The sequence below is a fragment of the Bradyrhizobium sp. 25ACV genome (genome assembly GCF_054863005.1).
Genome location: NZ_JAVAYO010000001.1, coordinates 605,691 through 617,662 on the forward strand (window position 1 = coordinate 605,691; position 11,972 = coordinate 617,662).

Here is an 11,972-nt window from a genome sequence, read left to right on the forward strand (position 1 = left end):
ACGACAGATGAGCGCGTCGGTCATTGATTTCGTCGCAACGGAAGCACGCTTTGGGGCCCATAATTACGAGCCGATCGGGGTCGTCCTGTCGCGCGGCGAAGGTGTCTGGGTCTGGGATACCGAAGGCAACCGCTATCTCGATTGCCTCTCGGCCTATTCGGCGGTCAGCCAGGGCCACTGCCACCCCAAGATCCTGGCGGCGATGGTGGAACAGGCGCACAGGCTGACGCTGACCTCGCGGGCCTTCCACAACGACCAGCTCGCCCCCTTCTACGAAGAGATCGCGGCGCTCACCGGCTCCCATAAGGTGCTGCCGATGAACAGCGGCGCCGAGGCGGTCGAAAGCGCGATCAAGTCGGTGCGCAAATGGGGCTACGAGGTGAAGGGCGTGCCGGACGGCCAGGCCGAGATCATCGTCTGTGCCAATAATTTCCACGGACGCACGTTGGGCATCGTCGGCTTTTCAACCGACCCCGACACACGCACACATTTCGGACCGTTCGCGCCGGGCTTCAAGATCATCCCGTTCGGCGACGCCGCGGCGCTGGCGGAGGCAATCACCCCAAACACGGTCGCCTTTCTGGTCGAGCCGATCCAGGGCGAAGCCGGTGTCATCCTTCCTCCAGCCGGCTATTTCACTGAGGTGCGGGAGCTCTGCACCACCAACAACGTGATGCTGGTGCTCGATGAGATCCAGACCGGGCTCGGCCGCACCGGCAAGCTTCTCGCTGAACAGCACGAGGGAATCGAGGCGGACGTGACGCTGCTCGGCAAAGCCTTGTCCGGCGGCTTCTATCCGGTGTCGGCCGTGCTCTCGAACAACGACGTGCTCGGGACATTGAGGCCCGGCCAGCACGGTTCGACGTTCGGCGGCAATCCGCTTGCTTGCGCGGTGGCGCGCGCCGCGCTGCGCGTGCTGACCGAGGAAGGCATGATCGAGAACGCGGCCAGGCAGGGCGCGCGCTTTCTGGAAGGTTTGAAAGACATTCGTGCCAACACGATCCGCGAGGTGCGCGGACGTGGCTTGATGCTGGCGGTCGAACTGCATCCCGACGCCGGCCGCGCCCGCCGCTACTGCGAGGCGCTTCAGGGCATGGGCATCCTCGCCAAGGATACCCACGAGCAAACGATCCGCATCGCTCCGCCGCTGGTGATCACAAGCGACCAGGTCGACTGGGCGCTGGAGCGGCTCGCCACCGCCCTGACGCAGGATTTTTCCTGAGCGGCCTGCGTCGGAAGATCGCAATGCCGGCCGCGGCCAGCAACGAACGATTCCGCCAGCTGCGCGTTGAACGTCGTGGGCGATTACGAGCTGGGAGCGACAATCATGCTTCCGCATGGCGCTTGCCTTACGGCTGCTTTCATTGGTGTCTCGATGCTGACGAGCGTCGGCGCGCTCGCCCAAGGACCCGGCCAGGGACATGGAAGGGGCGGACCTGCCGGTCCGGCCGCAGCGCCGGCAGCACGGCCAGCAGCACCACCGGCCATGGCCCGTCCGGCGGCACCGCCAGCCATGGCACGACCCGCCGCCCCGGCATTCCATCCACCGGCCATGCCGCAGCGACCGGCCATGGCGCCGCACCCGGCGCCCCACATCGCCGCACCGCCGCCGCGTCCGGCCCCCCGCTTTGCAGCACCACCGCCGCGAGCGGCCCCGCACGTGGCGGCGCCGCGACCTGAAATCCACCGGGCGCCGGCAGCACCGCAACGTCCGGCCATGGCCCCGCGGCCGACGCCGCATATCGCAGCCCCCTCGCGCCCAAGCGCGCCACCGGCTGTGACCGCGCGGCCGTCGCGACAGGAGCGGATGGAGCAGCGCGCGCAGCAACACCAGCAGCAGATCCAGCAGCGACAGCAAATCGTGCAGCAGCGGCAGCGCGAGATGCTCACACGTCAGAGCTCGGAACGGCAGAGCCGCATCGATCGGATGCAACAGCGCGTGCAGCAATTGCAGTCGCAGAAGCCGGAAGGGGTGCGGGCGCAACGTGCACAGGAGCGGACGCTGCAGACGCAGAACCGCCTGCTCCAGCGCGAACAGGGCATGCAGCAGCGCGATCAGGCGCGCCTGCAGCGGTTGGGCCCCGAGTCCACCACAGTTGGGCGAGTTGCCACTGCCGCCGCCGTGCAGGCGGCCGAGCGCGGGCGATTTGCCGAGCGCTTCCGCGAGCAGGCCCCTGCGCAAGCGCAGGCAGCGCTCACCACCCGCCAGAGCGGCTGGGCTCCCCGGCAGGCCTGGCGACACCGCCATCCCGCGGTGTTCGTGGCGTGGCTTGGGCCCGTGTTCTGGCCTTACGCTTATTCCGACATTTTCAACTACACGTTCTGGTCCTACGGCTACGAGCCCGGTTATTGGGCATACGCCTATGACGACTTCGTCGACACCGTGTTCTGGGGTGGCGACGGCCCCTATTCCGCCTATGCCAGCACCAACCCTTATGACTATCCGCAAGCCGGTGGCGGCAGCCGCGCCCGTCCGCGCGCGAGCGTGAGCCCGCAAACGCTACAGCAATTGTGCGGCACACCGGACAAGGGCGTCACCGCCTGGCCGCTTGCCGATATCGCGAAAGCGGTGCGGCCGTCGCCGGAGCAACGCGCACTGCTCGACGAATTGAAGACCGCGGCGGCCAACGCTGCCGGCGTGTTCAAGGACTCCTGCGCGGAGACTTATGCACTGACTCCCCCTGGCCGCTTGCGCGCGATGATGAACCGCATCAGCGCGACGCTTGAAGCCGTCAAGATCGTGCGACCGGCACTGGAGAATTTTTACAACTCGCTTAGTGACGAGCAGCAGGCTGGCTTCAATGCGCTCGGTCCGAATATCGGCGAACGCTCGCCGCAGCAGCAAGCCAACGTCGAGGGCTGCGGCGATCCGAAATCCGGCCTGACCCAGCTCCCGATGCAAAGGATCGAGGCCGTGCTCCACCCCGCCGGCAAGCAGAAGGAGGCGCTCGACCGCCTCAGTGAAGCGACAGCCAAAGGCGTTGAAGGCCTGCAAGCGGCTTGCCCGAACGATGTGCCGCTGACGCCGGTCGGACGGCTGGAGGCGATGCAGCGCCGGCTCGAGGCGATGCTGACGGCCGCCAAGCTGGTAGAGCCTGCGCTGGACGAGTTCTATGCCACGCTGAGCAGCGAGCAGAAGGCGCGCTTCAACACGCTGCAACAGGTCGCGGGGCCGTGAGGACGGCATCGCGTTCTCTCGTTGCAATTTGCGCCGCGGTCGAACGAAGCGGGGTGACGTAATCGTCCTGCTTCAAAGCTCGACGAGACCATGTATGTCCCTGCAGGCACTCTCTGTGAGGGTGCAGCGGCACGTAACGCAAGCGACAGCCCCGTTTCCGACCTCACGAGGAAATCGTCTTCTGCCCAGCCTAATTCGCGCTTGGGATCGCGTTGCATTGCTCGAAGTGAGAAGACAATTCGAGATTAGCCAGATGATCCCAGTATTCCGCTTCTGCGAGCAGCTTCCATTTGTTCATGCTGTTGTACGCTGCCTGTTGGCGGCACAGTGAGCTCATCGCACGCAAACGCTGCACCTTATCCACTGCGGACCCTCCTTCACGCTTGCTTGTTTGCAAGCGCATTTGTGTTGTCACAGCTTCGCAGATCAAATTGACGGGTGATAGTCCGGTGTTTGACGGTGAATCAATGATAGCGCAATCGTCCGACTTTTCAGCGGACGGCCGGTGCCCGGCAAATTCGATCGCAAACCAGTTTGGCCTGGCGCATTGAATTGCAGATCGTCCTTGGCGGTCTTTCGCCGCAATAAAGCACGCCGGTGCCTTCGGCAAAGCTTGCCAGCCATGCCACGCCGATCATGGCAATGGCCCCGACGGTTGCACGTCGGGGCCATTCAAGATCAACAGGCTTGGGTACATCCGCCGTCCCTGCTGATCGTTGATGCCACTGATTACCGCATCCGATCTGGCGAGGCTGCGGCATCGGCATGATGACATTCTGCCTGAAAGCTGATGGCAGTCCACCACATCTTTGGTGGTACTCCGACCAGCTCGCTGCTTCGCCAGCGGGGCAAACTTGCTGGACGAGTTCTATGCGACGCCGAACAGCGAGCAGAAGGTCCGCTTCAACACGCTGCAACAGCTCGCAAGCCCGTAGGGGCCGCACTCGTGGTAACTTTACACCGCCGCCTTGTGACGCGCGATGCAGGTTCGCAGCACCTCCTCCATCGGCTTGCCCCACCAGTCGATGGAGAAAATCTCGATCTCGGAATAGCCGGCGAACCCCTGCGCTTCGACCGCCGCACGCACCGATTTGATGTCGATCACGCCGTCGCCCATCATGCCGCGATCGTTGAGGATGTCCTTTGTCGGCACCAGCCAGTCGCAGACATGGAACGCGAGCAGGCGATCCTTGCCGGCGCGCGCGATCTGGCTCATCAGCTCCGGGTCCCACCAGATGTGATAGACGTCGAGCGCGACGCCGAGCATGCCGCTGCGTGCGGGATCGAGCCGGTCGCAGATATCGAGCGCCTGCTTCGTGGTGTTCACACAGGCGCGGTCGGCCGCGTAAGCCGGATGCAAGGGCTCGATCGCCAGCGGCAGGTTTGCCTGCCTGGCATAGTCGAGCATATCGGCGAGAGCCTCCTCGACCTGCCCGCGCGCCGTCACGATATCCTTCGAGGCCTCGCTGCCCGGCCTGGAATATTGCGGCAGGCCACCGACGACGAGGACGATGCAGGGCGCGCCCAGCGCCTTGGCTTCGTCGACGCAGCGCCTGTTGTCGTCGCGCACCTCGCCTCGGCGCGATGCGTCCGAGGTGAACATGCCGCCGCGGCAATAGCCTGAGAGTTCGAGGCCGGCATCGCGCACCGCGCGCGCGGCGCGCTCGAGACCGACGGATGCGACCTGATCGCGCCAGGGATCGATCGCGCGGATGCCTTGCTTTGCACAGGCGTTGATGATCTCGACGAGGTCACCCTGCTTGCGGACGGTCGCCGTGTTGAGCGACAGCCAGCGATGGTCGGACGAAAAATCGCGCATCAGGATTCGATACCGTGGGTGGCGAGCACGGTCTTCATCCGCTGCGTCGCGAGTTCAGGGTTGGCGAGCAGGCCGGCCTTGTCGGCCAGACGGAACAGCTCGGCCAGATGCAACGTGGAGCGCGTGCTCTCCTGTCCCCCAACCATGGTGAAATGGTCCTGGTGGCCATTGAGATACGCCATGAACACCACGCCGGTCTTGTAGAACCGCGTCGGCGCCTTGAAGATGTGACGCGACAGCGGCACTGTCGGCCCCAGCACGTCGTGGAATCCGGCTTCGTCGCCGGCCGCCAGTCGCGACAGTGCGTAGGATGCCGCCGGCGCAATGGCGTCAAAAATGCCAAGCAGCGCGTGTGAAAAACCCTGCTCGTCGCCGGCGATCAGCTCCGCATAGTTGAAGTCATCGCCGGTGTACATCTTGATGCGCTTGTCGAGGCGCCGGCGCATGTCGATCTCGCGCTGCTTGTCGAGCAGCGACACTTTTACGCCGTCGACCTTGGCGGCGTTGCCGTTGATGATGGCGACCGCCGTGTCCATCGCCCTGTCGAGATCCCCGGTGCCCCAATATCCCGACAGCGCCGGATCGAACATGTCGCCGAGCCAATGGATGATCACGGGTTCGCGGACCTGCGACAGCACGCGGTCATAGACCTTGGCGTAATCGTCGGCATTGCGGCCGAGTTTTGCCAGCGCGCGCGACGCCATCAGGATGATGCGGCCGCCGACCTTCTCCACCGCCGAGATCTGCTCCTCATAGGCGCGGATCACGTCGTCGAGGCTCCTGGCATCCTCGACCGCGAGATGGTCCGTGCCGGCGCCGGAGAACACCAGCGCGTTGCGGCGCTTGGCGGCGGCGACCGAACGCGTGATCAGCTCCAGCGAGGTCGGCCAGTCCAGCCCCATGCCGCGCTGCGCGGTGTCCATGGCCTCGGCAACGCCAAGACCGAGGTCCCAGACGTGCTCGCGGAAGGCGATAGTCTTGTCCCAGTCGACGGCAGCCGACAGCCAGGGATCGTTGTCCGCGAAGGGATCGACGACCGTGTGCACGGCCGAGAAGGCTATGCGGTTCAGCGGTCCTTCGAGCTTTGCGGGGAACGTGCGCGAGGCCGCGAGGCGGTAGGTCTCGATCGAGCGATCGGCCTTCGGCAATTTCAGCGACAATGACGACATCGGTTGGACGGGCTTGTTCATGTTTTCGGACCTCTCCCCGTCATTGCGAGGAGCGAGCAACGAAGCAATCGAGGCTGTCTCTGCGGAAAGACTCTGGATTGCTTCGCTCCGCTCGCAATGACGGCTTGGTAGACATCGGGGCTCTATCTATTCGATCTCACGCCTTGATCGGCGCGACGTCGATCCAGCGCCGCTCCTTCCAGCTCTTGAGCGCGCATTCGGCGAGCTGCACGCCCTTGACGCCTTCCAACAGCGTGAACTTGTAGGGCGCATCCTCGTAGACGTGGCGAATGAACATCTCCCACTGCTCCTTGAAGCCGTTGTCGTAGCTGACGTTGTCGGGCAGCTTCTGCCAGTCGCCGTAGAAATCGTGCAGCCGCTTCTCGTCGGGATTCCAGACCGGCCTCGGGGTAGCCTGCCGCGCCTGGATCATGCAGTCGCTGAGCCCCGCGACCGCCGAGCCATGCGTGCCGTCGACCTGGAAGGTGACGAGGTCGTCGCGATAGACGCGCGTCACCCAGGACATGTTGATGTGGGCGATGACACCGCCTTCGAGCTGGAAGGTCGCATAGGCGGAATCATCCGCGGTCGCCTTGTACTTCTTGCCCTGCTCGTCGAAACGCTCGGGGATGTCGGTGTTGCCGATGCAGCTCACGCTCTGGACATTGCCGAAGAGGTTATCGAGCACGTAGCGCCAGTGGCAAACCATGTCCAGAATGATGCCGCCGCCGTCCTCGTCGCGGTAGTTCCAGGACGGCCGCTGCGCTTCCTGCCAACCACCTTCGAACACCCAATAGCCGAACTCGCCGCGCACCGAGAGGATGCGGCCGAAGAAGCCGCTATCGCGCAGGAACGCGATCTTCTTCAGGCCGGGCAGGAACAGCTTGTCCTGCACCGTGCCGTGCTTGACGCCCTTGGCATTGGCGAGCTTGACGACTTCAAGCGCCTCCTCAAAATTCGTCGCGATCGGCTTCTCGCAATAGACGTGCTTGCCGGCATTGATCGCCTGGGTCAGCAAACCCGGGCGCGCCTGCGTGGTCGCGGCATCAAAGAACATGGTGTCGTTCTTGTCGGCGAGCGCCGCATCGAGATCGGTGGTCCAACGTGTGATGTTGTAGCGCTTGGCAAGCGCCTCGACCTTCTCGGCGCTGCGGCCGACCAGGATCGGATCGGGCATCACGCGGTCGCCGTTCTTCAGCCGTACACCGCCCTGCTCGCGGATCGCGACGATCGAGCGGATCAGATGCTGGTTGAGCCCCATGCGGCCGGTGACGCCGTTCATGATGAGGCCGAGGCGTTGGGTGGTCATGTCAATTGCTCCTGAAGTGATCTTGGCTGTTCGAGCGGGCGGAGCGCCGACCAGTCCGGATGAACCGACGTCGCAAAGCCCACCGTGTTGAGCGATCCCGTCAGGAGATCGCCGTCGTGAATGGAAAGCCGGATACCCTGCCCGGAATCGGCATAGAGATCGGGATGCGCCGCCGCGAAGGCCCGCGCTTCGGCGAGAGGCGTCTCGCCAAAGCCGTCGACATAGTGATGGCCGTTGCGTTCGGCATGGGTGACGCCGATGAAGGCGCCGAGCGCGAGGTCCTGCTGCACGGCAAGGCCGGCCTGGCAGGTAAGGTCCTCGCCGGTCACGAAGAACCTCTCGCTGTCCGCGCTCCACTTCGCGGCGCGCGTCGCATTGACGATCGACTTGTAGAGACCCTTGCAGGATTTCGAGGAAATACCGCAATAGCCGAGCGTCCGCGCTGCCGGGAACGCATCGTAGGAATCGTCGGCCTCGTCGATGATGAAGCCGTGCGCGGCCAATGCGCCAAGCGGCGATTGCCTCGTGATGTCGCGCGGCATCGGCTGCTCGACATAGAGCAGGCGCGCTGCGATCGGGCGCAGCGCGGCGTCATGATCGAGCCGGTCCATCAGCGCCCGCAGCGCGGCGAGGTCGGCATATTGCTCGTTGGCGTCGAGCGTCACCTTGTAGTCGTGTCCCAGCCTAGCGAGCTGCTTGCCGATGCGGGCGAGCCGCGCCGCGTCGGCTGCGGGATCGCCCGACAGCTTCAGCTTGAAGTAACGTGCACCGGAGTTCTCGCGGGCATCGGCGACGCCGCCCTCGCCTTCGATGGCATCATCAAGGCCGACGGTGTGCCTGATGGCAACACGCTCCAGCGCCGCCCGGCCGGAGAGAAAGGTCGTGATGTCCGATCCCACGAGGTCGGGTGAGAGTCGCGCATCGATGCCGGCGATGTTGCCGGCCATTCCATCGAAGAAGCTGATTTCGGCGGCTCGCAGCAACGCGTCGAGGATCGCCTTGTCGATTTCCGCTGGACCGTAAGCCGCGGCGAGCGGCGGAATGTTCTTTTTCGCGCAGGTTGCGAATTGGGCGCCGATGCACGAGGCATGCAGATCGAACGCGGTCTGGTATCCGTTGCGCGCCAGATAGAGCCCCCGCGCAATCTCCAGCGAACGGCGCAGGCCATCGACCGTCTGCGCCGGCGACAAGTCCGGCCGCTTGTCGAACCACTTTGGCACCAGCAGCTCGGCACTGGCACCGACCGCAACGCCCCTGCCTTCGACCTCGATCTCGGCGCGCACGAACAGCTGCGGCGTCGCGTTGATGGTGATTGCGCCGAAGCGGAACGGCCGCGCGAACTGCACGGGACGTTCGAAGAAGGCGATGTCTCGCAGCTTCAGGCGGGGTGACATGGTGCTAGTTAGTCCCGACGATTTCGCCACGGCGGCGGTGCACCTCTCCCGCTTGCGGGAGAGGTCGGCGCAACACGCCGGGTGAGGGTTTTCTCCTGTTAGGGGTCCTCGCGAGCGGAGACACCCCCTCCCCAACCCTCCCCCGCAAGCGGGAGAGGGAGCGCACCGTCGTCGTGGTTGCAGCCGAGATCAATCGCATTGCCTCAGTCCAATGCCCCTTGCGAGAAGAAATGCTTGCGGATGCGCTGCACGAGTTCGGTGAAAACCGGGTCGGCCATCACGTCGAGCGAGCGCGGGCGCGGCAGCGGCACGTCGTAGATCGCGGCGACCGCGCCGGGACGCTCGGTCATGACGAGGACGCGGTCGGCGAGGAACACGGCTTCCGGAATCGAATGCGTGATCAGGAGCACTGTCTTCCTGGTCTCGCGCTGGATCCGCATCAGCTCGACATTCATCCGCTCGCGCGTCAGTGCGTCCAGCGCGCCGAACGGCTCGTCCATGAGCATGATCTTGGGATCGTGCACCAGCGCGCGGCAGATCGAGGCACGTTGCTGCATGCCGCCGGAAAGCTGCCAGGGCAGCTTCTTCTCGAAGCCTTCGAGCCCGACCAGCTTTAACAGCGCCTTGGCACGGGCAAGATATTCGTCCCGCGGCAGCCGCTTCATGTCGATCGGCAGCATGACGTTGGACAGGATGTTGCGCCAGGGCAGCAGCAACGCGTTCTGGAAGACGATGCCGACATTGCCGTGCGGGGTCGTCACCTTCTCGCCCTCGACCAGGATCTCGCCCGATGTCGGCGGCAGCAAGCCCGAGATCAGCTTGAGCAGCGTGGACTTGCCGCAGCCGGATGGCCCGACCACGACGAAGAACTCGCCGTCGTTGATGTGGAAGTCGAGCGGACGCAGCGACGGCACATCGCCGTCGCGCGTCCTGTAGGTCTTCGACACGCCTGAGAGCTTGATCCCCGAGGCATCACCGGCCCGGTCGCTCACCAGTCTCAGATGTGCGGTGGGCTGGACGTCGATTGGTTTGGTCGCAGGGTTCATCGCAGCGCTCTCCCCGCGTCGTCCCTGCGAACGCAGGGACCCATACGCCGTGCCGGCGCGTCCGGGCACGCGGGGAGAGACCTTCTGCAACAATCGAGGCCGGTGGTTATGGGTCCCTGCGTTCGCAGGGACGACAGCGAATATTGATCGCTCACGAGCCACTCTTCGGCAGATAGTCGTTGGTGTAGAAGGCTTTCGGGTTGTCCTTGGCCTTGGCATCCAGTCCGCCATATTCGACCATCAGATTGACGGAGTCCGTCATGTTCTGGTCGGTGACCTGGAATGGCCGCTTGGCCTTGGTTTCCGCGGTCCGGTACAGCGGAATGGTCAGCTCAAAACCCTGCGTCAGCGTGTCGATCTTGCCGCCCTTCGGGTTGGCATCGAGGATCGACTGCGCCGCCGCCTTCGGCTCCTTCTCGGCGGCTTCAACCGCCTTGGTCGTCGCCGACATGAAGCGGCGGACGAGATCGGCATTGGCCTTCACATAATCGGCGTTGGCGATGATGCCTGACGAAACCATGTTGATGCCGTAGTCGGCAAACTTGATCGGGTAGACGTCCTTGCCGGTGGCGTCCTTGATCTTCATCGACTGGTCCATGACATAGCCGAGCAGCAGATCAGCCTGGCCGTTGATGACCGCGTTGAGCTTGGTCTGGCCGTCGCCGGCAACGGTCTGGAAGTCGCTCTCCTTCAGACCCGTCTTCTTCAGGAACAGCGGCCAGATCTGGGTCATGGAATCGGCCGGCGTGATCGCCACCGTCTTGCCCTTGATGTCTTCGGGCTTTTTGATGTTCTTGTCAGCAAAACCCATGGCGGACATCGGTGAGGTCTGCAGCAGCACGCCGGTCGCAACCACCGGCGCACCCTTGATCGCGGCGCGCATCATGGTGGGAACGTCGACATAGCCGAAATCGGCGGTCTTGGCAGCGACGGCTTGCGTGGTCGCAGCCGAGCCGCGGCCTTCCTGGATCTCTAGCTCGATGCCTTCGGCCGCGTAGATGCCCTTGGCCTTGCCGTAATAGAACGGCGCGTGCTCGCCGTAGACGTACCAGTTCAACATCAGCACGACCTTGTCGGCCGCTTGTGCCGGCATGGCCGCAAACACCATCAGCACCGCTGAGACAGCCCCAATCAACCGCTTCATCGTCACTCTCCCTTGCCGTTGTTGTTTCGGCCGTTGGTGGCCGTTTGTGCTAGTTAAGAAGCGAAAATCACGTCCTCGCGCTGGCTGACATGCCAGGGAATGACCAGCTTCTCGATCCGGTCGACGATCCAGAACAGGATCACGCCGAGCAGCGCGAGAATGACGAGGGCCGCGAACATGGTCGGCAAGTCGAAGGTGCCGATCGAGCGCTGCATCACGTAGCCGATCCCGGAATTGGATCCCACGAACTCGCCGACGACGGCGCCGACCACCGCGAGCGTCACCGACACTTTGAGACCCGAGAAGATCGCAGGCAGCGCGTGCGGCAGATTCACCGCACAAAACACCTGGAAGCGGCTGCCCTGCATGGCGCGGGCGAGGTCGACCATGTCAGGATCGACCGATTTGAAGCCCTGCACGGCCGAGACCACCACCGGGAAGAAGCCGAGCAGGAACGCCGAGATCACCTTTGGAATGATGCCGAAGCCGAACCACACCACGAACAGCGGCGCGATCGCGATCTTGGGCACGGATTGCGAGAACACCAGCAGCGGATAGACGTAGCTCTCCACCGTCTTCGAGCCTGCGATCAGCATCGCGACGGGAATGCCGAACAGAGCGGACAGCGCGAAACCGCAGACCGTCGCATAGGTCGTCGGCCAGGACTGTCGCAGCAGTTCCGGCCACTCGGTCCGCAGGACGGCGACGACATCGAGAGGCGCCGGTATCTGGTAGGCGGGGATCCTGAACAGCCGGATGGCCAGATCCCAGGCAACGACGATGAAGACGAGGAACAAGAACGGCCGAACCCAGGCTGCATTCAGCACCTTGGAGATCGCATTCTGCGGCTTCGGCTCGGCCAATTTTCACTCCCGGCAGTCTTCTTCGTTGTGGGGAGAAATTAACCCGTTGG

At 64.1% G+C, this 11,972-nt stretch carries 11 protein-coding genes; 2 read left to right on the plus strand and 9 right to left on the minus strand.

Going from position 1 to position 11,972, the window contains the following annotated elements:
- Positions 1 to 7 precede the first annotated feature (7 nt).
- Together rocD and RAD04_RS02640 are read left to right on the plus strand one after the other, a co-directional pair.
- Positions 8 to 1,222: an ornithine--oxo-acid transaminase gene (gene rocD, locus RAD04_RS02635; protein ID WP_461622512.1), complete on the plus strand. Its 1,215-nt coding sequence runs from the start codon at positions 8 to 10 to the stop codon at positions 1,220 to 1,222.
- A 585-nt stretch (positions 1,223 to 1,807) separates the two neighbouring features.
- The gene (locus tag RAD04_RS02640; RefSeq protein ID WP_461622513.1) at positions 1,808 to 3,178 is read left to right on the plus strand and encodes a Spy/CpxP family protein refolding chaperone; all 1,371 of its coding nucleotides are present in this window, start codon (positions 1,808 to 1,810) and stop codon (positions 3,176 to 3,178) included.
- Positions 3,179 to 3,368: 190 nt separating this feature from the next.
- Here the strand turns inward: RAD04_RS02640 and RAD04_RS02645 are convergent, their stop codons facing one another.
- The 9 genes from RAD04_RS02645 to RAD04_RS02685 form a co-directional block, all read right to left on the minus strand.
- Entirely contained in the window at positions 3,369 to 3,542 is a 174-nt protein-coding gene (locus tag RAD04_RS02645) for a hypothetical protein (protein WP_165637131.1), read from the minus strand.
- A gap of 127 nt (positions 3,543 to 3,669) precedes the next feature.
- The gene (locus RAD04_RS02650) at positions 3,670 to 3,945 is read right to left on the minus strand and encodes a hypothetical protein (protein WP_461622514.1); all 276 of its coding nucleotides are present in this window, start codon (positions 3,943 to 3,945) and stop codon (positions 3,670 to 3,672) included.
- A gap of 188 nt (positions 3,946 to 4,133) precedes the next feature.
- The gene (locus RAD04_RS02655) at positions 4,134 to 4,997 is read right to left on the minus strand and encodes a sugar phosphate isomerase/epimerase family protein (protein WP_461622515.1); all 864 of its coding nucleotides are present in this window, start codon (positions 4,995 to 4,997) and stop codon (positions 4,134 to 4,136) included.
- Positions 4,997 to 6,187, minus strand: coding sequence for a dihydrodipicolinate synthase family protein (locus RAD04_RS02660; protein WP_461622516.1), 1,191 nt, complete (start codon positions 6,185 to 6,187; stop codon positions 4,997 to 4,999). Before RAD04_RS02660 ends, RAD04_RS02655 begins: the two co-directional genes overlap by 1 nt.
- A gap of 136 nt (positions 6,188 to 6,323) precedes the next feature.
- Positions 6,324 to 7,475 carry a Gfo/Idh/MocA family protein gene (locus RAD04_RS02665; protein ID WP_092259617.1) on the minus strand — a complete coding sequence of 384 codons (1,152 nt, stop codon included), beginning with the start codon at positions 7,473 to 7,475 and terminating at the stop codon, positions 6,324 to 6,326.
- Positions 7,472 to 8,869 carry an enolase-like domain-containing protein gene (locus RAD04_RS02670; RefSeq protein WP_461622517.1) on the minus strand — a complete coding sequence of 466 codons (1,398 nt, stop codon included), beginning with the start codon at positions 8,867 to 8,869 and terminating at the stop codon, positions 7,472 to 7,474. Before RAD04_RS02670 ends, RAD04_RS02665 begins: the two co-directional genes overlap by 4 nt.
- Positions 8,870 to 9,072: 203 nt before the next feature.
- On the minus strand, positions 9,073 to 9,915 hold the full coding sequence (locus RAD04_RS02675) for an ABC transporter ATP-binding protein (protein WP_461622518.1): 843 nt from the start codon (positions 9,913 to 9,915) through the stop codon (positions 9,073 to 9,075).
- A 151-nt stretch (positions 9,916 to 10,066) separates the two neighbouring features.
- Positions 10,067 to 11,059 carry an ABC transporter substrate-binding protein gene (locus RAD04_RS02680; RefSeq protein ID WP_461622519.1) on the minus strand — a complete coding sequence of 331 codons (993 nt, stop codon included), beginning with the start codon at positions 11,057 to 11,059 and terminating at the stop codon, positions 10,067 to 10,069.
- Positions 11,060 to 11,112: 53 nt separating this feature from the next.
- Positions 11,113 to 11,922: an ABC transporter permease gene (locus RAD04_RS02685; protein WP_461622520.1), complete on the minus strand. Its 810-nt coding sequence runs from the start codon at positions 11,920 to 11,922 to the stop codon at positions 11,113 to 11,115.
- Positions 11,923 to 11,972 lie beyond the last annotated feature (50 nt).